This window comes from Chengkuizengella sediminis, from assembly GCF_010078385.1.
Classification (GTDB): domain Bacteria; phylum Bacillota; class Bacilli; order Paenibacillales; family KCTC-33759; genus Chengkuizengella; species Chengkuizengella sediminis.
The window spans coordinates 203,697-225,907 of the sequence record NZ_SIJC01000004.1 but is presented as its reverse complement, the minus strand read 5'-3'; the positions used below and the strand labels follow the sequence as shown (position 1 = coordinate 225,907).

General features: G+C 33.7%; 25 protein-coding genes. 13 read left to right on the top strand and 12 right to left on the bottom strand.

Annotation, left to right across the window (positions count from 1 at the left end; all coding sequences use genetic code 11):
* Nucleotides 1–127 precede the first annotated feature (127 nt).
* The gene (locus EPK97_RS10380; protein ID WP_162036551.1) at nt 128–274 is read right to left on the bottom strand and encodes a hypothetical protein; all 147 of its coding nucleotides are present in this window, start codon (nt 272–274) and stop codon (nt 128–130) included.
* Between the two features lie 249 nt (nt 275–523).
* On the opposite strand from EPK97_RS10380, the gene EPK97_RS21835 reads away from it, so the two are divergent.
* The 3 genes from EPK97_RS21835 (at nt 524) to EPK97_RS22210 (ending at nt 1,257) form a co-directional block, all read left to right on the top strand.
* Nucleotides 524–694, top strand: coding sequence for a hypothetical protein (locus tag EPK97_RS21835; protein WP_240903773.1), 171 nt, complete (start codon nt 524–526; stop codon nt 692–694).
* Nucleotides 695–788: 94 nt separating this feature from the next.
* A complete protein-coding gene (locus EPK97_RS22400; RefSeq protein WP_338075689.1) occupies nt 789–965 on the top strand; it encodes an RCC1 domain-containing protein in 177 nt (58 codons plus the stop codon).
* A 169-nt stretch (nt 966–1,134) separates the two neighbouring features.
* Nucleotides 1,135–1,257: a hypothetical protein gene (locus EPK97_RS22210; protein ID WP_276609491.1), complete on the top strand. Its 123-nt coding sequence runs from the start codon at nt 1,135–1,137 to the stop codon at nt 1,255–1,257.
* 126 nt (nt 1,258–1,383) lie between these two features.
* Here the strand turns inward: EPK97_RS22210 and cuyB are convergent, their stop codons facing one another.
* The 5 genes from cuyB to EPK97_RS10350 all read right to left on the bottom strand — a co-directional run bounded on the left by cuyB (nt 1,384) and on the right by EPK97_RS10350 (nt 7,930).
* Nucleotides 1,384–2,127 carry a cysteate racemase gene (gene cuyB, locus EPK97_RS10370; protein ID WP_162036550.1) on the bottom strand — a complete coding sequence of 248 codons (744 nt, stop codon included), beginning with the start codon at nt 2,125–2,127 and terminating at the stop codon, nt 1,384–1,386.
* A gap of 27 nt (nt 2,128–2,154) precedes the next feature.
* Nucleotides 2,155–3,213: a C39 family peptidase gene (locus tag EPK97_RS10365; RefSeq protein WP_162036549.1), complete on the bottom strand. Its 1,059-nt coding sequence runs from the start codon at nt 3,211–3,213 to the stop codon at nt 2,155–2,157.
* 115 nt (nt 3,214–3,328) lie between these two features.
* Complete coding sequence (gene asnB, locus EPK97_RS10360) at nt 3,329–5,173, bottom strand: asparagine synthase (glutamine-hydrolyzing) (protein WP_162036548.1); 1,845 nt, start codon at nt 5,171–5,173, stop codon at nt 3,329–3,331.
* 45 nt (nt 5,174–5,218) lie between these two features.
* Nucleotides 5,219–6,709 (bottom strand): UDP-N-acetylmuramoyl-L-alanyl-D-glutamate--2,6-diaminopimelate ligase, encoded by a 1,491-nt coding sequence (locus EPK97_RS10355; RefSeq protein ID WP_162036547.1) that lies wholly within the window; start codon nt 6,707–6,709, stop codon nt 5,219–5,221.
* A gap of 33 nt (nt 6,710–6,742) precedes the next feature.
* Entirely contained in the window at nt 6,743–7,930 is a 1,188-nt protein-coding gene (locus tag EPK97_RS10350; RefSeq protein WP_162036546.1) for a carboxylate--amine ligase, read from the bottom strand.
* A gap of 426 nt (nt 7,931–8,356) precedes the next feature.
* Here EPK97_RS10350 and EPK97_RS10345 point away from each other — a divergent pair, with 426 nt between their 5' ends.
* Nucleotides 8,357–8,989 carry a nitroreductase family protein gene (locus EPK97_RS10345; RefSeq protein ID WP_162036545.1) on the top strand — a complete coding sequence of 211 codons (633 nt, stop codon included), beginning with the start codon at nt 8,357–8,359 and terminating at the stop codon, nt 8,987–8,989.
* Between the two features lie 316 nt (nt 8,990–9,305).
* On the top strand, nt 9,306–10,949 hold the full coding sequence (locus EPK97_RS10340) for a carbohydrate-binding protein (protein ID WP_162036544.1): 1,644 nt from the start codon (nt 9,306–9,308) through the stop codon (nt 10,947–10,949).
* Nucleotides 10,950–11,005: 56 nt separating this feature from the next.
* Here the strand turns inward: EPK97_RS10340 and EPK97_RS10335 are convergent, their stop codons facing one another.
* Together EPK97_RS10335 and EPK97_RS10330 are read right to left on the bottom strand one after the other, a co-directional pair.
* Nucleotides 11,006–11,749 carry a YwmB family TATA-box binding protein gene (locus EPK97_RS10335; protein ID WP_162036543.1) on the bottom strand — a complete coding sequence of 248 codons (744 nt, stop codon included), beginning with the start codon at nt 11,747–11,749 and terminating at the stop codon, nt 11,006–11,008.
* A 172-nt stretch (nt 11,750–11,921) separates the two neighbouring features.
* Nucleotides 11,922–12,245, bottom strand: coding sequence for a magnetosome magnetite crystal formation protein family (locus EPK97_RS10330; protein ID WP_338075688.1), 324 nt, complete (start codon nt 12,243–12,245; stop codon nt 11,922–11,924).
* Between the two features lie 230 nt (nt 12,246–12,475).
* Between EPK97_RS10330 and EPK97_RS10325 the strand changes: the two genes are divergently transcribed.
* Nucleotides 12,476–12,868 (top strand): hypothetical protein, encoded by a 393-nt coding sequence (locus tag EPK97_RS10325; protein ID WP_162036542.1) that lies wholly within the window; start codon nt 12,476–12,478, stop codon nt 12,866–12,868.
* A gap of 65 nt (nt 12,869–12,933) precedes the next feature.
* On the opposite strand, the gene EPK97_RS10320 is transcribed toward EPK97_RS10325, so the two are convergent.
* Complete coding sequence (locus tag EPK97_RS10320) at nt 12,934–14,202, bottom strand: BaiN/RdsA family NAD(P)/FAD-dependent oxidoreductase (protein WP_162036541.1); 1,269 nt, start codon at nt 14,200–14,202, stop codon at nt 12,934–12,936.
* Between the two features lie 282 nt (nt 14,203–14,484).
* Here EPK97_RS10320 and EPK97_RS10315 point away from each other — a divergent pair, with 282 nt between their 5' ends.
* Nucleotides 14,485–14,892 (top strand): hypothetical protein, encoded by a 408-nt coding sequence (locus tag EPK97_RS10315; protein WP_162036540.1) that lies wholly within the window; start codon nt 14,485–14,487, stop codon nt 14,890–14,892.
* 83 nt (nt 14,893–14,975) lie between these two features.
* Here the strand turns inward: EPK97_RS10315 and mgrA are convergent, their stop codons facing one another.
* Nucleotides 14,976–15,971 carry an L-glyceraldehyde 3-phosphate reductase gene (gene mgrA, locus EPK97_RS10310; RefSeq protein WP_162036539.1) on the bottom strand — a complete coding sequence of 332 codons (996 nt, stop codon included), beginning with the start codon at nt 15,969–15,971 and terminating at the stop codon, nt 14,976–14,978.
* 174 nt (nt 15,972–16,145) lie between these two features.
* On the opposite strand from mgrA, the gene EPK97_RS21390 reads away from it, so the two are divergent.
* From EPK97_RS21390 to acpS, 5 genes are all read left to right on the top strand, one after another.
* Nucleotides 16,146–16,292: a hypothetical protein gene (locus EPK97_RS21390; RefSeq protein ID WP_170295508.1), complete on the top strand. Its 147-nt coding sequence runs from the start codon at nt 16,146–16,148 to the stop codon at nt 16,290–16,292.
* 18 nt (nt 16,293–16,310) lie between these two features.
* Nucleotides 16,311–16,742: a DUF3905 domain-containing protein gene (locus EPK97_RS10305; protein WP_240903772.1), complete on the top strand. Its 432-nt coding sequence runs from the start codon at nt 16,311–16,313 to the stop codon at nt 16,740–16,742.
* Between the two features lie 108 nt (nt 16,743–16,850).
* On the top strand, nt 16,851–17,288 hold the full coding sequence (locus EPK97_RS10300; protein WP_162036537.1) for a BrxA/BrxB family bacilliredoxin: 438 nt from the start codon (nt 16,851–16,853) through the stop codon (nt 17,286–17,288).
* Between the two features lie 385 nt (nt 17,289–17,673).
* Nucleotides 17,674–18,483, top strand: a complete 810-nt coding sequence (gene nadE / locus EPK97_RS10295) for an ammonia-dependent NAD(+) synthetase (RefSeq protein ID WP_162036536.1) — start codon at nt 17,674–17,676, stop codon at nt 18,481–18,483.
* A gap of 7 nt (nt 18,484–18,490) precedes the next feature.
* On the top strand, nt 18,491–18,871 hold the full coding sequence (gene acpS, locus EPK97_RS10290; RefSeq protein WP_162036734.1) for a holo-ACP synthase: 381 nt from the start codon (nt 18,491–18,493) through the stop codon (nt 18,869–18,871).
* Nucleotides 18,872–18,945: 74 nt separating this feature from the next.
* Here acpS and EPK97_RS10285 read toward each other — a convergent pair whose 3' ends face one another.
* Nucleotides 18,946–19,302, bottom strand: coding sequence for a c-type cytochrome (locus EPK97_RS10285; RefSeq protein ID WP_162036535.1), 357 nt, complete (start codon nt 19,300–19,302; stop codon nt 18,946–18,948).
* A gap of 164 nt (nt 19,303–19,466) precedes the next feature.
* A complete protein-coding gene (locus EPK97_RS10280) occupies nt 19,467–20,063 on the bottom strand; it encodes an ANTAR domain-containing response regulator (protein WP_162036534.1) in 597 nt (198 codons plus the stop codon).
* A gap of 529 nt (nt 20,064–20,592) precedes the next feature.
* On the opposite strand from EPK97_RS10280, the gene EPK97_RS10275 reads away from it, so the two are divergent.
* On the top strand, nt 20,593–22,074 hold the full coding sequence (locus EPK97_RS10275; RefSeq protein ID WP_162036533.1) for a NarK family nitrate/nitrite MFS transporter: 1,482 nt from the start codon (nt 20,593–20,595) through the stop codon (nt 22,072–22,074).
* Nucleotides 22,075–22,211: the final 137 nt, after the last annotated feature.

Sequence of the window (22,211 nt, the reverse complement as noted above, 5' to 3'; positions counted from 1 at the left end):
ATATATAAAGTCTCTTTAAAATATCAAGAAGCAACCTACGATAGAATATTAGTAACAGGATAAGGTAATAAATGAAAACCAGTAGGTTTTTCTGAATAATGTATTGTATCGTCTACAATTATATAAGTTAAAAATCAAGTGCACTTACACTATCACATAAAACACCCTGCTCCCCAAACAAGTCTTTTTTCAAATTTACAAACCTTGATTGATCCATTAGAAAAAGCAGGGAATGAAGCAACCATTCTCTGCTTTTTTTGTGCCATGAAACCATCAAAAAAAACTCCATCATGGTATACAAAATAATTCCATTTAATAAAATTTTCGTGATAATACCAAGGGTTTCAACTCTCAAACCAGACTTTTGTGAGTTTTTTGGAAGAACCGTTTATTTATAATTGGAATATATCCGTTATTTTCAAATAAAACATAGTGAAATTCACACTACATGGGCGGAGAAGAAATGTATATTTTTGCAAACTTACGTGACTTGAATGAAATAAATATGTGAGGAGAGAGAAGTGTGAAACAGGAAATGAATGTGAACTTATTACCAAGAGCAGCATCACCAAGTGAAAGATTACTTTGTAGTTCAGATTTTAATCCAGCCCGTATTTCAGCAGGGGGAGAACATACGGTAGAAATCAGATGGAACCGTTCGCGCAGATGGATCGGTGGTAGCGGTAGGAAATAACACCTATTCTCAAACCAATGTAGCAGATTGGACAGATATATTGCAGGTTTCTGCAGGGGTCTTCCATACTATAGGTTTAAAATCGGACTGAACCGTGGTCACAGTTGGTAGAAGTGCTTCTTTCCAAATTGATGTATCTAAATGGACAAATGTTGTGCAAGTCTCCGCAGGATATTACCATACCGTAGGACTCAAATCGAATGAAGTGATCATTGCAGTTGGAGACAACTTGTATGGCCAGACGAATGTTGAAAGATGGATTTCTAATTAGATTATTTTCAAATAAAAAAAGAAAGTAAAAAGTGAGTGTGACTGATAATGGAGGAAGTGAAATCACAGGTTATGAGGTGATAGATGCAGAGGGAAATGTAAAGGAAACAGGAACATAGAGCACGATCACGATTACAGGACTTGAGGGTGGAATGGAGTACACCTTTACGGTGAAAGTGATCAATAGCATATCAGGTATAAATGAATCTGAACTAGCACCAACTGCTTATATTACAAGAGCAGAGGTTGCCGTCATGATTCAGAGGCTCCTTGAAAAGTCTGATTTGATATAATCTGCAAAGAAAACAATAAGTAAATTTTTGTGGTTGCCCTTCAAGTGGATGTAGCCTGTTTGAAGGGCAACTTTTTTCTTCATTAACGTGATCTAGTGAACTCGTTTAAGTTTTGCTTAAACGAGTTCAAATAATCGCAGCATTCGAATTGTTTTGCTGCAAACTCTTCAACTGTTTACCAGATAACTCTATAGACCTCTCCACAAGTACATCCATCGCATCAACACAGTAATTTTGAACTTCATCACTTAACGTAATTACAGAGAATTCAGTACAAGCAAGGATTACACAACTACAATCCTGTTCAAAAATAAAATCATGGATGATAGCTTCGATCTCATTAGTATCCGCTGTTAAGTCATTTTTTATATCGTTATAGATGATCTTCATGATTTGATCTTGAAGGGCTTGATTGGGCACATTTAAGTCTATGTTGAATTTTTTCGCACTTTTTTCATAGATTCCACTGCTTATGGTTCCATTTGTGGCCATAATTCCAACCTTACTATTTGCTCCATAGGTTTCAAATATTTTTTTAACCGTTTCGTCAACCATATGGATAATATCAATATCGGTCATTTCTTGAAGATCTTCATAGAAATAGTGTGAAGTATTACAGGGGATAGCTATATGATCAACCTCTGCTAATTCAAGCAGTTTAATATCTTTATGAATGGCTTTTAAAAAAGTTTCTTCTTTTTTCTTTAATATAACTTCTGTCCTATCAGGAATAGAAGCATGATTTAGTATGACCATATCAATATGATCTTGGTCTTTATGTGCATCTGTTTTTTCCACTACCTTATCAAAAAAAACAGATGTTGCCTTCGGTCCCATGCCACCGATTACACCTAAGATTTTATGTTCCATAAATTCACCTACTTTTATTTACAGTTTTCATGATGCTTCAACCCTAGTAATCATCATAGCATGATTTCCTAGTGCATAGTAACTCTCAAAAAATGTATTCGCATCATAAATCATTTCTCCCTTTAGAGGATCCATGACATGCACATTGTTCTGATCATAGCCGTGTAGTACCATTACATGCAGATTGGATGGTGCAGAAAAAAATTCTCCAGTATCATTGAAATACCATGAAAAATCCATTTTTGGTTTCTTCAAATCAATAGTTACCCATATCATAATAGGAACTCCATTGTTTAGTTGTTCTATAATTTCTTCTCTTGAACTATTGGTTAGATCTATCACACTGTAATCTCCACCAACACTTTTAAGATAATGATTGGCTGCTTTGACGATTGGAGGTGTGTATGAAAAAAGACCTCCTTTCGGATCTCTAGGATCTCCAGCATATGCTTTATATGGATTTGCACTATATAGTTTGTTATTTTTTCTGATTAAAGGCTCTTTCGGTAAGTATTTCTCTGCCATTTCCATTTTGTTCACATCTTGACCAAAAAAGTGGAGCACAGACGTTAATGATGTAATCTCACAACCTTGGGGCAGCTCAGGATTTTGTAAAACTGGCTCTAATGGAAAATAAAGTTCGGTAATTTTTAATTGAAGTTCATCTGTTTGTTCTGTTTTTTTAACAAAATCAAACATTATATTTTTAGAAATAATAGCCTGATTTTCTTCTTTTATATTAATATGATGTGTGCTTTCATTTAGCTTGTAAGGTGTGTTGATTTTACTTTGTTTAATGGTAAAACTTGAACCAACTTTAAATGATTCAGATGAAGCTCTGCCCATTTCGTTTGTGACTAAGACATTAACGATATTTCCTTTGTTGTCAATCAACATAAATTCTGTGTTTTTTATGGGTAACTCAGTGCTGTTATCTATATTTACTATTGTAATAGTTCCTTGCTTGACAGTGCTTTTATCGGCATTTAATAAATGATCTCTAACTAGCTCAGCTATGATCAGTAGGGTAAGCATAACAACAAGGAAAAAAATTATTGTTACAATTTGTTTTATTGTTTTTATCAAAATTTTAATCCCCCTAGTGCATTTAGAATTACCCGCTCTGATCATATTTATCCTAATCATCGAATACAAAAAGTCCAATAGAGGTTTTCATCATCGACGTGACTTATATGGGTGTTTACTCTATGAAGAATTTTTTGTACCATACTAAAAACACGTATACTGTCCAAATATATCTTGCATTGTTTTGTTTCTCTGTATAATGGTCATCAAGAAATCTCATAAGTTCATCTATATTAAAAAATTTTTCTGTTATGTCTGATTGAAACATTTCTTTTACGATATTGTAGTATTTTTCTTCTCTTAACCAATACCGGATGGGTACAGGAAAACCAACCTTTGGACGGTTTGCCCATTCATCAGGTAGTGATTCCTTTGCTGCGGTTCTTAGCGCAAGTTTTGTATTTGATTCATTCACACGTTGTTCTGCAGGAAGCTCCGAAGCTAGCTCCATAACAATTTTATCTAAAAATGGAACTCGAAGCTCAATGGAATGGGCTGAACTCATTTTATCTGCTTTTAACAATATGTCACCTGGGAGCCATAACTTCAGATCCACATATTGCATTTTTGTAAGATCATCCTTGTCACTTACTTTATCATAAGTTTCTTTAGTAATGTTTTGGATAGAAGGGCTGTTTTTGTAATCCTCTTTTAGAACTCTTAAGGCATCCTTCTCCTCAAAAACCTTAGCTTGACCAATAAATTTTTCCTCTACTTTTTGCCCCCCTTTTTTTAAGAAAGCAGTAATTCTATTTCTAGGAAGCTTTTGACTTAATTTTGAGATAGGGCGTCGAATAGAAAAAGGTAATCTTTCATATTTACTCATAGCAGGTGTCGCTTGATACCATGCATATCCACCAAAGATTTCATCCGCACCTTCACCAGATAACACTACGGTTACATGTTTGCTTGCTAACTTAGCTAAAAAGTATAAGGGAACCGACGAAGGATTGGATTGTGGTTCATCCATATGATACTGGATGGTTGGTAACATTTTAAAACATTCGTCCGCATTGATAATCTTTTTATGATTTTCTATGTGTAAAATATCTGATAAATCCTTTGCTAGATTGGTTTCATTAAATATTCCTTCATGATCTTGAAAGCCAACAGAGAACGTTTTATTCGGATTTAAAAGGGAAGTAATATAACTTGAGTCGACCCCACCTGATAAAAAGGAACCTACTTTCACATCGCTGATTTTATGATATTTAACAGATTCTTCTAACGTTTTTTTAATTTGCTCAACGTAATAATTCAAGCTATTTTCTTTCTCAGAAAAATGGGCATCCCAAAACGGCTTGATTTCATGCTTTCCCTTTTTATATAACATATAATGACCAGGTTTAAGTTTATATACGCCTTTGAAAAAAGTTTCATCCATAACGGAATATTGAAAAGTAAGATAAGGTTTTAGAGCATCCTTATTCATTTCCTTTTTAAAACTGGGATGTTTCAAAAAGGATTTAATTTCTGAGCCAAATATAAAGGATTGATCCGACGTATTTTGAGTATAATACAAAGGTTTAATTCCAAAGAAATCTCTTGCTAGAAACATTGTTTCGTTTTTGGAGTCCCAAATAGCGAATGCAAACATGCCTCTTAATTTCTGTAATATATCAACGCCGTATTCTTCATAACCATGAAGAATAACCTCACTATCTGTTTTACTAATAAATTGATGTCCTTTTTTGACTAGATCATCACGTAACTCTTGATAATTGTAAATTTCACCATTAAAGATAAGAACACAGCTCTCATCTTCATTGTACATAGGCTGATTTGCTTCTTCCACCAAATCTATAATCATCAATCGTCTGAATCCAAAGGTTACTTTTTCATCAGAAAAGACCCCACCACTGTCAGGGCCTCTATGAATGATAGTATCCATCATATCTTGGATTGTTTTTGTTCTATCTATAGATAAATTTGTGTCTGAAAAACCAACAAAACCACACATAGAGTAATCACCTTTCGTTGTAAATATTCAATTTTTTGGGTATCTTTATATCTCTAATACTTGATTTTTACTTTTTAAAATATCAAGCACAATCTCTGATTCATTAAATGGGATTTCTGTTTTTCCTATAATCTGAGAAGTTTCATGTCCTTTTCCAGCGATAAGAATGATATCGTCTTTTTCACTGATATCGATGGCATATTTAATGGCTTCTTTTCGATCAATAACCGCATCATAAGTATCTGATCCGCTCTCTTTTTCGATGGCTTGGACAATATCTTGAATGATTAAATCAGGGTCCTGATCCTTAGGGTTGTCTGATGTCACAATAGAGAAATCTGCATATTTTGCAGCGACTTGTCCCATTGCTTTTCTTTTGTCAGTGCCTGATTCACCGGCATCTGCATAAACTCCAAACACAACTATGATTCTACCTTTTGCATGCTGTTTTAACGTAAGTAATGCATTTTTTAAAGCATCTTCAGTATGGGCAAAATCGATCACAATTTTATAATTATTTTTTTGATAAACAATTTCAAATCTACCCTTTATTCCTTCTAGTTTATGAATACCTTCTTTGATGATTTCTAAAGGTATTTGATTACTGTAAGCACAAGCGATAGCAGCTAAACTATTATACACATAAATGACCCCAGGCAAATTTACTTTGATTTCTATACAACCTTTAGGGGTGTGAACCATATAAGTTGAACCATTTGCTGAATATTTAATATCTGAAGCATAAATATCAGCAGTATTCTCTATACCATAGGTAAGTAACTTTGCATCATAATTTTGTACTATTTGGATTAATCTTTTACCGTATTCATCATCTACATTGATGATATTGTAATCTTTAGCAAGTTCGAATAATTTTGCTTTCGCTTCAAAATATTCTTCCATATCATGATGCAATTCTAGATGATCTGGGGATAAATTTGTAAAAATAGCAGTATTAAAATGACTGTAAGCCACTCTATTTAAATTTAAAGCATGTGATGAGACTTCCATAATACAATGATCCGTTTCAACTTTTGTCATTTTAGAGAAAATTTGTTGTAAATTCAGTGATTCTGGCGTCGTATTTTTATTTTTTTCAACGTTATTGTTGATCATTGTTCCAATTGTGCCAATCAGACCCACAGAACGCTCTGCATGCTCAAATATAGATTTTAAAAAGTAGGAGATTGAGGTTTTACCATTCGTCCCCGTAATCCCTACTATATTTAGTTTTTCAGTTGGACGGTGATAAAAGTTTGATGATATTCTAGCTAATGCAGTTCTAGAATTATTCACTTTTAATACAGTGATATTACCTTCAATATTGAGGTCTTTTTCAACAATAATCGCTGTTGCTCCCATATCGATTGCTTTTTGAATAAAGGTATGCCCGTCCACTGCAAACCCAGAAATAGCTACAAATATACTATTTTCTATCACTTCTCTAGAGTCGTATGCGACAGCGTTAATTTCTATATTGGTATCTCCCTTAATTTTAACAAAATTAAGGTCTTGAAGTGCTGAGGATAATAACACAAGACCAGCTCCATATCTTATTATTATTAGGTATTACTTTCTAAACAATCTTTTGAATATTTTTGAAGTGATCATACCAGCATTGGAGAAAGCAGGTAGAGGATCTTTCCAATCCCAAATGGCATATGCCTTAGGTTTAAACAACAATGATTTTAATATGCTTTTGAAAGATAGTTGTCTAGTTTTTATATAGTCTCTTATAGCATACATGTCCTCATATCCACACCAAAATCGTACGTCAGTATCTTCTTCGATCGCTTTAGGAGCAACAGGTGATCCTGTAAGATCTTGATAAGTGATATGTGGAATATTTACTCCAACCTTATACAATAGTTGGTTTATATTTGTGATTCGAACGTTGATTTCAATTAGATAGTACTGTCCAGTTTCAGCATCTTTCTTAAATTCAATTTCAGCAAAACCTTTGTATCCGATCTCTTCAAAAAACTTAGCTCCAATCTCATGAAGCTCTGGCACATATTTTTGGCCTGTGTAAACAGAAGCCCCAAAATTGATTGGATATTGACGGTATTTCTGACAAGTTAACCAATGAGTTACTTTTGAATCCTGATTTAAATAGGCATCATACGTATACATGTGGTCGTCAAAACCAGGGATGATTCTTTGCACAATGACTTCTAAGTTTGCATTTTTTGACTTTTCTAGAGCTGTTTCTAACTCTTCTTTATTATGAACTTTAAATAGCTTTTTTCTAAACTTGGCTACAAAAGTAGGGGAGTCAACAGGTTTCACTAAACAAGGAAATTTAATGGTATTCTCAACTTTTTCCATCAAGTTTTCATCATTCACTCTAACGGTCTCAGGAACGTTTACACCTTTATCTTGTGCAATTTGGTGCAGTGTTTCTTTATTCATCAACTTTGTATATAATCCTGGTTCAGTTTGTGGAATAAGGTAACACTTTTTAAGTTCCTCTAAATGATCATCAACGATTTCAACATAGGAATCGTGACAAGGGATAAGAACGGGTTGAGTGTTTTGTTCACGTGCATAATTAATTAAAAAACGAATGAATTTTTTAGTATCTTTTTTATAGTGAGGGGCAATAAGCCTTTCTGAGCAATGTTTCGATTTAGCGCCATAAGCACCTTTTTCTGAATAATCAACTGCAACTGTATGTATGCCATGAACACCTAAGCAACGTATCGTGCTTAAGCCTATATAATAATTGCATCCTAAAATGACCGCTTTATTATTCATTTTTTCACCTCAAATATCTATATAAGAAATTATATGTTGTTGCTCTGTATAGAGTAGAGCATAGTAGTCTTGTAATATATTGATCTTTACATAGATACGATGGAGTTGCAAGAGTTTTAGAAATTTATAATTTTTCCAAATTCAATGTTTTAAAGAAAACTTGATAATATGAAAAAAAGTTGTATATATTTATTATTTCATCGCTTGTTGGTTATATACCAGAAATTAGATTTCTAAAAGTTAACAGGACAAGAATTTGACTTGAAATCATCGTTTATGGGGAAAGTATTTAGTGAGAAAAAGGATAAAGAAACTCTGTGAAAAAAAGTTTTGTAATCTGGTTTGATTTATAACTAAAAAAGAGTATAATGATAACTGTAAGTTTTTAAATTACAATTAGTAAGTAATTGAGGAGGAGTTATTATAATGTTGTCCACTAAGCAAGATATTTATGAAATAATTAACGATCGCAAATCCGTGCGTGAATACGATTCATCTGTCAAAATTGATAGAAGTGAAATGAATGAAATGTTTGAAGAAACAGCGAAAGCACCATCTTCATGGAACCTTCAGCATTGGAAGTTCCTTGTGATTGATGATGAACAATTAAAGCAAACTCTATTGCCGATTGCCTTTAATCAGCAGCAAGTTGTTGACGCAGCAGCTACAATTGTAGTGCTTGGTGATCTTGAAGCGAATAAAAATGGTGAAGCGGTATATGGTGAAGCAGTGAAACATGGTTTTATGACACAGGAAGCAAAAGATACATTGATGGGTCAAATTAATGGTGCTTATCAAAATCAACAAGCTGCTTATAGTGAAGCCGTACTAAATCCTTCTTTAGCAGCCATGCAATTAATGTTAGTTGCAAAAGCAAAAGGATACGATACGTGTCCAATGGGTGGGTTTGATCGTGAAAAATTATCAGAAACCTTTAATATCCCAGCTCGTTATACTCCAGTGATGTTGATAACTGTTGGAAAACAAGCGAAACCAGCGCATGAAACACCAAGATTCCCAGTATCTCAAATTGCATCATATAATACATTTGAAGGTTAAAATTTACATTCTACTTTTAAGAAAAAGTAAGTTTTAAAAAAGAGGCATCTCTTATGAAATTTTTTTATTCTCAAGAGATGTCTTTTTATTAACTTCATTCATATATAATTATTAAACAAATTTCAATGCATTATTGATATTAAGTTTATAGTTTAATATAATTAACTCATGAAATCGTTTTCTAAATATTTAGCCATAGGAGGGAGGTATTAATGTAATCGATAACATCGAAATTAGTCCCAACTATAATCATAATCGATTTCTCAGGAGCAATTTATGAAAGCGCTTTCTAAAATTCTATGGGAGGAAATATCAAATGAAGAAAGTAATTTTAGTTTTATTTTCAATCATGATTACAATATTATTGATCCCTACAATTGGAATCGCTGACAATCACGAAGACTGGAGCTTAGTATGGAGCGACGAATTTAATGGCAATGCACTTGATACGAGTAAATGGACTTATGATATTGGTAATGGAGTAGGAGGTTGGGGGAATAATGAGGAGCAATATTACACCAGTCGACCAGAAAATGTAAGAGTTCAGAATGGAAGTTTAGTGATCACCGCTTTAAATGAACAATTTAATGGGTTTAACTATACTTCAGGGAAGTTAAAAACCGATGGACTTGCTAGTTGGAAATACGGGAAATTTGAAGCTAGAATCAAGCTACCGATAGGACAAGGTTTCTGGCCAGCATTCTGGATGATGCCACAAGATGACATTTATGGTGGATGGGCATCCTCAGGTGAAATTGATATCATGGAAAACAGAGGAAGACTCCCTCAAGAAATTAGTGGGGCAATTCATTATGGAGAAAATTGGCCGAATAATGTTTATTCAGGCGGAGCCATTACAATACCTAATAATGGCACCGTAGCAGACTGGCATAATTATAGCGTGGAGTGGGAACCTGGTGAAATTCGTTGGTACTTAGATGGCCAATTATATAATACGGAAACCTCTTGGTATAGCAGAAGTTTAGGTCAATCGACTAATAATCCTTTTCCTGCACCTTTTGATCAAGAGTTTTATATGATATTGAATTTGGCAGTTGGAGGGAATTTTGATGGAGGTCGTGTTCCTTTCCCAAGTGATTTTCCTGCAGAAATGCTTGTGGATTATGTAAGAGTTTATGAATCAGCTGGTCCATCGACAGGTGATCCTATACAGGCATTTGATCGAATTGAAGCAGAAAACTATACATCAATGAGTGGAATTCAGACAGAAACTACCACAGATACAGGTGGAGGGTTAAATGTAGGCTGGACGGATGAAGGCGATTTTCTTGCTTTTAATCATGTTGATTTTGGAAATGGTGCAAGTAGTGTTGATGTGAGGGTTGCTAGTAATACTGCTGGAGGAGAGATTGAATTTAGATTAGATAGTACTTCTGGACCTCTAATTGGAACAGTAGATGTTACCAATACAGGTGGATGGCAGAACTGGATAACCAAAACTGCCACGATCTCTAATGCTGAAGGTATACACGACTTATATATAGTTTTCAAAGGTAGTACTGGAATTGGTATTTTGAATTTAAATTGGCTGGAATTTACGAATACAGATAACCCTTTCAAAAAAATTGAAGCGGAAAGTTATACATCCATGATTGGAGTTCAAACGGAACCAACTACGGATTTAGGTGGAGGGTTAAATGTAGGCTGGACAGATGATGGGGACTTACTTACCTTTGAAAATGTTGATTTTGGAAACGGTGCGACTGGAATAGAAGCAAGAGTTGCTACTGAATCTGCAGGGGGAAGCATTGAATTTAGATTGGACAGTACTTCGGGTCCATTAATTGGAACCGTAAATATCACGAATACAGGTGGTTGGCAAAACTGGGTTTCTGAAACAGAATCTATTAATGCAACCTCTGGTTCACATGATTTGTATTTAGTTTTTAGAGGCGGCAGCAATATCGGAAACCTCAATTGGTTTAAAATAATAAACTAATTCATAAAATAGGAAACGTGAGACAGTATGAACTGCTCACGTTTTTTTTGGATGGATTAGTATTCCATTGTTATGATTGGAGATCCTATTGTTAATTGCCATTCGTCATTTAATGAATTTTGATGAAGTGCTACTTGAAGATTCATCGGATTAGATCCACTTAAAATTTTTGTATTTAAATTTGGAGAATAATAGGAATTACTGATTGTTCGTTTATCTGTATAAGTTTCAATTTCATTTAGTTGAAGTGCATTGTTTAGTTGCTCCCATAATTTTAGGAAATCCACTTCGTTAGCGTTTGTATATTTCCCTTGTATCATCGAATTCCAGTTTACTTTCATATTTAATTTCTCTAATGTAGCCTCAATTTTTGTTTTTGTCATTGATAAAGAATCTAAGCTTTGATGATTACTTTCTAGGGTTATCGTTAAATAAGTTGATTTGTCATTGTTCATTCCAGTTAATCTTACATCTAAATTCATTTCATTTTCAATTTCAATCTGAGATTTGTATACAAGGTGATTTAACTCTATTAAACTTTCACCTAGTGGCATTTGAAGTTCATTCATAAGTAGATTTCCTATTTGTACAAAATCCTCTTGATGTTCGTAATTTCTATAAAAACTACTGTGTTTTAAAATAAATGTATAATTTTCTGGAAAAATTTTTTCGGAAAGAGACACAAATTGTGAAAAGTCATCTTCAGGAGTTGCATAAATGTAATAAGATAAACTACCAAATAGCAATGTGATGACAAGCACCAAGCTGTATATGATTTTATTCTTTAATAACGTTAACATACGATCACCTTTATTTTTTGTAATTTAAAAATTATTTCTTTTGTAGTAAATAGTTTATCCAAAACTATTATTTTTAAACAAAAAGTAATAGAAACATTTAAACATTTAATAGATTTCATTGAAAATTAAAAAACAGTAAATTCAAAACGAAATCACTGTTTTTTAATAGTTGTTATTTGATGATATCGAAATTTCCAATCAGAGGGAGTGGTTTTGTTTTTCCGGATGCTGAATTAATAATACCAATGATCACATAAATAATGACGGCTAAATTTCCAAAAGGAATAATCAATAACCAGCCTAAAATAGGAATAAAAGTACCAATTACATTAACTGCAACAGCAAAAATTAATAAAATGAGTCCTTGATTGGCATGATACATGGCAAATTTTGAATCTTTGGCAGTTAGTAGTGGCAAGAAAAATAAAAAATAGGCTAATACGGCCCAAATTTTATTATCTTCAACATCATTTGATTTTAAATTTGATTGCTGCACAATACGACCTCCTTTTCTCTTAAAGGTGTATTCATCTTACTTATTTTATGTTTGAATTCAGAAAGTGATGACATGTAAAAGAATAGGGTTTCAAGTTATCGTATGTTTAAAAAATCCATTGGGTTGGACACAAGTGTATGGTATTAAAATTTCAACATTCGTCTATTCGGATTTGTATAGAACACATTTTTGGGGGATAAGCTATATAAAAAACTTAAAGGAATGAGCCAATGGATAAAAAACCGATTATTTTTGAATTTGAGGATAGAAGATCAGCATTTTTAGCCTTAGATACGTTAGAGGAGTTAGGTTATGAGGTGTTTTATCATGGTGATTTGAGTAAACCAACATTGCACATTCATATTGAAAAAAATGATTTGACATCTGCTTTGGAAATTATTCAAGCACATGGGGGAACAATGGTAGAAAAAGCTTCAGATGAAAGTAACTATATTAATGCGGCTTATGGAATTGAAATAGGACAAATCCCCATACCTGCACATACTGTTATTGAAGATTTACCAGAAGATTATTTAAGTGATAATGAAAATAATGAACTAAAAGAACAAACAAATGAATATGAAGAAACAAATTATTTATCCGCGGACGATGTTCATATATAAGTAAAGGAAAAGAGCCATCTTAGAAGGTATGGCTCTATTTTTTTCATTTTTATGAGTTTATGTAACTATACAGTTATTGTTTTTTCTGCTGCATGTTTGCCAGCGGTTTGTCCTGTGACAAAAGCAGCCGTAATATTGTACCCTCCAGTGTAACCATGGATATCCAATATTTCACCGCAAAAAAATAATCCGTTCATCAATTTTGATTGCATCGTTTTTGGATGTATCTCTTTTAGATGCACTCCCCCACCAGTCACAAAAGCTTCTTCAATTGAACGTGTCCCTTTTACATAAAAGCTAAACTTCTTTAGTGTGGAAATGAATTCTAACCAGTTAGAATTAGCCACATTGTTGAAAATGCACTCATCTTGAATATCTGCTTTTTTTAACAATAAGGGGATGATACGTTCAGGTAATATTTTTTTAAGTAAGTTTTTGATTTGCTTCTTTGGTTCATTTTCCCCAATATTTTTAATCGTTTTGAGCAGTTGCTCTTCAGATTGCTTAGGGAATAGATCTATAGACATTTGTATTTGATTTATTTTAAACTTTTTCATTGTTTTTATGATAAATTGACTGCATCGCAAAGCCACGGGTCCAGAAATGCCAAAGTGGGTGAAAATCATGTCCCCTTCATGAGTGATTACCTTTTTGTTTTTAGGATTCCAGACGGTGAGCTCAATATTCCTTAAGGATAGCCCTTGTAGTTCTTTTTTTTGAATAAAGGGTTCGTTTGATGTGATAGGGACTTCTGTAGGATACAATTCAGTAATCGTATGGCCTGCATCTTCTGCCCAAACATAACCATCCCCAGTAGAACCTGTATGTGGAACAGATTTTCCTCCTGCTGCAATGATGACAGAGTTGCTTTTTATTTTTTCACCTGTCTGTAATTCAATTCCTTTTGTGTGCTGATCAGCGTAAATGACTCGTTTGACAGGCGAATTGGTTTTTATATTTACACCTAGTTTTTCTGCTTTATTGATCAAGGTACGTACAACGGTCATTGCTTTATCTGAGACAGGAAACATTCTGCCTCGATCTTCTTCTTTTAACTGAATCCCTAACTTTTCGAAAAATTGTATGATATCTTGATTATTAAAATTTGAAAACGCACTATGTAAGAAACGTCCGTTACCAGGAATGTTTTTTATAATTTCGTCAACTTCATGGGCGTTTGTGACGTTACATCTGCCGCCTCCAGAAATGGCTAACTTTCTGCCTAACTTATTTCCTTTGTCAACCAGTAATACCTTAGCTCCATTTTCGCTAGCAGAAATACTAGCCATTAAACCAGCAGGACCTCCGCCAATTACAATAACATCATAAGACATATATCTAACTCCTATACTTTTCTTATTCATTTCTCATCATTGTACTGTATTGAATGTAAAGAAGAAAGAAATGGTTGTATAACTGTGATTTTGTTAAAATGGTGTTCACGGGATATTTTTAGGAAGAGAGTGGTTTAGGTGGGAAATAAAAAAAAGGTATTTTTGCTCACGATAATTTTTATATTCATTATATCTGTTATAATTTACAAAATAAACAAAGAACCCAATTATTTTAAATTGATGCAAAACAGATCTGATATTTCTTATTTAATAGAGGATACGATGAAATCCGTTGAAGTTAATGAGATCTATCAATTATTTTTTATAATGGATGAAAAAGAAAATATACAGCTGTTTTTATTTAAGGATGAAACACCTGTTGATTCTAATCTAATTATAAGTCTAAATTCATTAAAGGATAATGAAGATGAGATGGCTTGGACTGCTTTTGGTGCCCCTTCGTTTTCAATCGCGTTGTTAGCAGGTGTGATTATTGATGACAACATTAAGTGGATACAAGTAAATGGTTTTAAGAAAGATGATATTAAATATGTGGAATATAATGGGAATCGGATGTTCTATGCCATAAAAAATAAAATAGATACACCGATTTTATTTAAAGGCTATACAAGTGAGGATGAAGAAATTTATAAAAATTGGAGCTCTGATTTTTTTGATGATTTTTGGTGATCTTGAATAAAATCTCGGCAATCTATTTGCACATTGACCACAGATATTCATCGTATCTGTGGTCTTTTTTATAGAAAGGATTATTATCCTTTTAAAATATCCTCAATCTTATTTAATTCTTCACTACTGAATTCAAGGTTATTCATTGTTTTTACGTTTTCTTCAATCTGACTTACTTTACTTGCTCCAATAAGTGCGGTTGTAACACGTCCTCCACGTAGTACCCAAGCTAATGACATTTGTGCTAAGCTTTGTCCACGGTTTGTAGCCATTTCATTTAATCGTTGTACTTTATTAATTTTTTCTTCAGTAACATCTCCTTTATTTAAGAAAATGCTTTCTTCTTTTGCTGCTCTAGAGTCAGATGGAATGCCTCCAAGGTAACGATTCGTAAGCATACCTTGTGCTAAGGGTCCAAAAGCGATGGAACCAACTCCACCTTCTTTAAGTACATCTTGAAGTCCGTCTTCAATCCAACGGTTAAACATAGAATAATTTGGTTGGTGAATTAATAAGGGTGTTCCTAATTCGTTAAGAATACGAATGGCTTTCTTCGTCTCTTCTGCACCATAATTTGAAATACCGACATAGAGTGCTTTTCCTTGTCTAACTACTTGATCAAGAGCTCCCATCGTTTCTTCTAAAGGTGTATCTGGATCAAATCTGTGGCTGTAGAAAATATCTACATAGTTTAACCCCATTCTTTTTAAGCTTTGGTCTAAGCTGCTGATTAAGTATTTTTTAGAACCCCATTCACCGTAAGGGCCTTCCCACATTCCGTAACCAGCTTTTGTTGAAATGATTAGCTCATCTCGGTAATTTGCTAGATCAGATTTTAAGACTTGACCCAGTGTTTCTTCCGCCGATCCCGGAGGAGGACCGTAATTATTTGCTAAATCAAAATGAGTAATACCTAGATCGAATGCACTAAGTAAAATTGATTTCGAATTTTCATAAGTGTCTACTCCACCGAAGTTGTGCCATAAACCTAAAGAAATAACGGGTAGTTTCAATCCTGAACGACCACAGAAATTGTATTTCATTTCGGAATATCTGTTATTACTTGCTATGTATGTCATGAATGATTCCTCCTAAACCTTTTTTAAAAACTGTATTGTTTCATCCATTCTAAATTAAAAAGCTGTAAAAATACAAGTGATTGAAATATTAAGAATGACATCGCTTATGAAGCTCTTGAATCATTTTTAGAAACCTACACATAATAATAGTAGAAAGGAGTAGATTACAAACAAATGAATACGAACCCTAATCAAGATTCAAAAGCACAGCAGGAGCACGAACGAGAAAGTCAACTTCAACAACAGAAAGAATCTGCTCAGTCTGGTGACTTAAAAAATATAGATAAGAAGTTGGACGGTCCAAACCAACCTGCAACATAATATTAGGAGATAGATATGATGGCTAATAAAAAGAAAAAGAGTCAAAATCAAACGAATTTGAGTCAAGAAAATCAACAGAGTCAGAAGCAATTTGATCTAGATCCTTATGAAATTAATTTTCTTCCTCAATTTAAAAAAGGTAAAGAACCCAAAGGAACTTTTGTAAATAAACATGGAGTGATCATTGGTGACCACGAATATGAATCTCCAAATTCCCCTTTAACTAAGTGGACGGAAGAAACCGATCCTGAAATTATGGCAGGGGATGAGTGGGTGCATCCATATAAGGATATTGGTTTTCAAACGGAACAAAATAAAGATTATTTTGAGAAGGGTATCGAACCAGAAGAGGGTTTATTTACCCACCCTGATAAAGATGTCTCGTTTGAACCTCCTATCCACAGTAAAGAGGAAGGGAATAAATCAGATTCGAATGAGAACGGAAAATAGTACTTATCACACGAATAGCAAACATTGCTTTCATTCCTTCGAGCCATGTATAATAAACTTAAGATAAGCGGTTTTATATGAAATTAATATTTTGAGGAGTGAAAGCATATGTCTATGTCTTTTGATATGTATATGAATGATGTTATACAACCGATGCGTGATGAGCTTACAAAAATAGGTGTAAAGGAGCTTAGAACGGCTGAGGAAGTTGAGGGGAATTTTGAAGAATATAAAAGTGGTACCTCACTTGTAGTAGTGAATTCAGTTTGCGGTTGTGCGGCTGGACTTTGTAGACCTGGTGTTGCGCTTGCTTTAAACCACGAGAAAATACCGAACAATTTATTTACTGTTTTTGCAGGTCAAGATAAAGAAGCTACGGCAAAAGCACGTGAATACTTTGCTCCATACCCACCGTCTTCACCTTCTATCGCTTTGATGAAGGATGGGGAATTAGTTCATTTTATTGAAAGACATCAAATTGAAGATCATTCTGCTGAGCAGATTGCTAAAAACTTAACGGATGCTTTTGATCAATATTGTGATTAAAAATAGTTAAAATAAACTTTTAACATCACTAATTTTATTAGTGATGTTTTTTAAACTAAACAAATAAATCAAACCAATATAGATTTATCCCGTTCAGATAAAACTGTTTTTCAAGTGACTTTACCTATTTCACCTAATAATAAGTGGCTTGCTCTTATATAAGTGGTTGATCATCATTATAACTTTATTTGCTTTTAATCGTGTTTGTTCTACTTTATTAGTTTAAAAATATATTAATGTGTAAAGTATAAGGGCAACTTCCCCTCTGTCTTCGCCTTAAAGGCTATCCAATCGGCGAGTTTTCTTTAGTGGTAAAATAAGTATAAGTAAGTTTATAATAAATACAGAATAATGATATAACATTTTATTTAGAGGTGATGGGATAATGAGTTTACAAAGAGAAATCATAGCTTCGCTTGGTGTCCAACCTGAGATTGATGTCGATCAGGAAATACGAAAAAGAGTAAACTTTTTAAAAGATTACATATTAAGGTCAAATACGACAGGGTTATTGATTGCGATTAGTGGTGGAGTGGATAGTGCTGTTACCACAGGTTTGTGTAAAATGGCAACAGATGAATTAGCTGAAGAAACAGGAAAACCATATGAAACACTAGGTGTTTTTCAACCGTATGGTGAGCAAGAAGATATAGAAGATAGTTATGCAGTTGCAAAAGCCTTTCAGTTAAAGTCTGCGACAGAAACAAATATTGAAGAAGCTGTTGACGAAGTTGCTATTGAAGTAGAATATGCTTTGAAAAATTTAGGGGATTCTAGACATATAAGTATTAAAGGGAAAGGAAATGTGAAAGCAAGGACCCGCATGGTGATGCAATATGCATTAGCATTTGAGAGGAATTTATTGGTTGTCGGTACGGATCACGCATCTGAGGCACTAACGGGATTTTTCACTAAGTATGGGGATGGAGCCGTAGACATTACTCCGTTAAGCACATTATCTAAAAGGCAAGTAAGAATGTTAGCAAATAAATTAGGTGTTCCCAAAACGGTGATTGAAAAAGCACCTACTGCGGGTTTATGGGCAGGACAAACCGATGAAACTGAGTTAGGTATTACTTATGAACAGAATAGTGATTTTCTTGAAGGAAAAGAAGTAGATCCTAAAGTTAGAGAAAAATTGGAACAGTTGTATAAAAACACAGAACATAAAAGAAATCTGATTCCAGGAATTTAGGTTGTTTATGATATATGGTATTGGTAATGATCTAATTGAAATATCAAGGGTAGAAAATGTCGTAAATAAAAATCATGGCAAAAAATTTGTAGATCGCATTTTAACTCCACAGGAAAAAAACATATACATGAAACGTGAAAAAAACAGCGTGGAATTTGTCGCTGGAAGATTCGCAGCTAAGGAAGCGGTTGTAAAAGCTTTAGGGTGTGGTATCGGAAAAAAAATTGGTTTTCAAGACATAAACATCGTACCCAATGAATTAGGGAAACCAATATGTCATATTTCGGGTCAAATTCTAGAGGATTTAGGTGTTTTCGAATCAAAAATACATATCAGTATTACACATAGTGCTACGATGGCAGCAGCATTTGCTGTAGTTGAAGTCTAGAATAGTTCATCTTTTTAGAGGTACACGGAAAACCATCCATGTTTCAGCGGATGGTTTTTCAAATTAATTATATGTTATTTCATTTCAGATAACCAATCCGATAAAATATTAATGTTTTCTTCGGGTAATACACCTTCATAAGCAGGCATATGCGTGCCTTCTTTTCCATTTAGCAGTATATTTTTGATTTCTTCTTTTTCTAAACGTGCTCCAATTTGCTGTAAGTTAGTTAATGGTCCCATACGACCTTCTAAATCCGTTCCATGACATGAAAGGCATTTATTTTTTTGATAAATTTGATACTCTGTTGATTTTTTGTCGACTATATTTATTTGAGTCTCCGGCTCAGAACCATTCTGATCACTGCAAGCTGTTGTTAAAATCAGAATGAGGCTAAAAGTAATAAACACAAGTTTCCTTTGATTAGACATTAAATTACCCCCAGACCTTTTTCTAAAAATAATTCCCTTAGTTTACTCTTATCATAAATAAAAAGAGGCAGGAGATCAAAGGACAAAATGTGAAATAATTTGTCAAATTATATTTCCCGAGAAATAATTTTGTCAAACAAAGGCTAGTTATCGCACGAATCCATTTATTCATTGAGTAGTTGATGAACCTTAACAATTGAAATCGCTACATCTGCTAGTCTTTTTCTATCGTTCATAGCTTGTTTGCGTAAAAATTCATAGGCTTCTGCTTCAGAGATGTTTTTCATCTTAGAAATAATTCCTTTTGCTTGTTCGACCCATTTTCTTTCCTCTAATTTATACAATAATTGCTGGCGTTCTTTTTTCCATTGTGTTTTAAGTTTGTGTTGATTTGCACAAAGGTGAAAACTCCAATGTAATTCAGACGGCTCCATTTGAGGAAAGATCATCCCATCGATCCCTAAATCTAGTTTGTATTCTCTATTATTTGATGTATACGTATCACACCACCAAATAAGAGGAACATCTTTAATAGAAATAATTTTTTGTGACCACCCAAACAAATCAGATATTTTAACTCGTAAAATAACTGCATCAATGGGGTTTAATCCTTTCTTTTCAATATTGTTTTTTGTTGTAATGGATTGGACATGATAACCTATTGTGTTTAATGTTTCTATGAAATTTGAAGTTGAATTTACTTTTTTCTCTCCCATTTCCAAAACATTTGAATCGTTGATGAGAAGAAAATACTGTAGCATAAAAATACCCCCATCAAAGTTATTTTTTTCTACTAACTCACATGATTATTCTTCAGTTTCTTTATAGTTTATCTAAAAAAAGTATAGTACATTTTATTCAATGAATGATGAACGGACAACTTTATGTCATATATACTAACATGAATTAGTTATAAATATAACATACTTATATAAAAAGGTCTACGCATTTCCCTTCAAAAACGAACAAAATCATAAAGGTATACTTTAATGTACGTTTTAAGAGAGCGTTTTCAATTGTTTTAAGTGGAATCCCGCTTGTAATATCATAACTTTCATAACTTTAAAAAAATATGTAAATTAAGTTGACATGGATTTATAAATTAAATATAATAACCTTAAAATAAAATCGTTTCAACACGAAGATGTGTTGAGTTAGTTAGCAGGCAAAGGTGCCTACCTACTGAGTGATACCTTTTCAAAGGTTCATTCTGTAGGTAGGTTTTGTTTTTTTAAAAAGGTATATAGACACAACGGGGTGTCTAGTAAAAATGATGAAGGAGTGATTGGGATGAGTACTAAAACAGGCAACCCATACAAAGGGAATATTAAGATTTTAATGTTAACGACTTTTGCATTTTTCATTACATTTGTTGTTTGGTTTAATATGGCACCTTTTGTTGCTACCATTAAAGAAACTTTGAATTTAACGGATCAAGAAGTTGGAGTGCTGCTCACAATGAACGTTGCTTTAACAATTCCAGCACGTGTAATTATTGGAATGTTAGTAGATCGGTTTGGTCCTCGTAAAGTTTACTCATCTCTTATGGCGATCATGAGTATTCCTTGTTTTATGTTTGCTCTAGGAGAGAGTTTTGTTCAGCTTTTCATAGCACGTACTTTACTTGCTATGATTGGAGCAGGTTTTGTTATTGGAATTCGCATGGTATCTGAATGGTTTCCTGCGAAACATCTAGGTGTTGCGGAAGGTGTATACGGAGGATGGGGTAATTTTGGTTCTGCAGCTGCTGCATTTACACTTCCATTAATTGCAGTTTATATTATGGAACATTCTTTTGGTTTGGAAAATGGTTGGAGATGGGCAATTGGATTTACTGGATTAGTAAGTTTGCTATATTCTTTTATCTATTTTAAATCTGTGAAAGATACTCCTGAAGGTCGTCAATTTAAACGTCCTAAGCGAAGTGGTGCGATGGAAGTTAGCAATTACGGAGACATGATCTTTTTAATGGCGATGACTTTGCCGATGTATGTGATTTTAGGGGTTCTTACTTGGAAGGTACAGGGATTAGGCTTAATTAATTCTGGAATATCTAGTTTGATATATGGGTTATTAGCATTATTATTTATTTCAAATTGTTATAAAATATGGTCTGTAAACAAAGAGCACATTCAAGAAGGCGTACAAGAAAAAGAAAAGTATTCTTTCAAACAGGTAGCCATATTAGACTTAGCATATTTCTGTACGTTTGGGTCTGAATTAGCGGTTGTTTCTATGCTGCCATTATTTTTCCTGACAACATTTAATCTCTCGGTGACACAAGCAGGAATGATTGCCTCTAGTTATGCATTTATGAACTTAGTGGCTCGTCCAAGTGGAGGATGGCTAAGTGATAAATTTGGTCGTAAAAAAACCTTAACTATTCTTGTAGCCGGATTATCTGTCACATACTTGTGCATGGGATTTGTTAATGCTAGTTGGTCAATCATAGCAGCTGTTATCTTAACAATGACTTGTTCGTTTTTCGTTCAAGCAGGTGAAGGTTCTGTTTTTTCAATGGTACCTTTAGTTAAAAAACGCTTGACTGGTCAAGTGGCAGGCATGGTTGGAGCCTATGGTAATGTAGGTGCGACGACTTTTCTAACAGTACTTACTTTTGTAAGTCCGCAAGCTTTTTTTGTAGTCATTGGTTGCGCCTCTCTAGTCTGTTTTGCGGCATGTTTCTTCTTAAAAGAACCAGATGTTGAAGCGATAGAACAACAAGCTGCGGAAGTGGAAGAAGACATGGTTGGAGAAAAGGTTGTTGCATAATATATTACATGAATATGACACACAAGCAAAAAAATTTACATGAAATGAATTTATTTACTTAATTAAGTTAAATGTATGTCATTAAACTTGACATGATACTTCAAAGGGCATATAATTGTGTTAACAATAGCGAATGA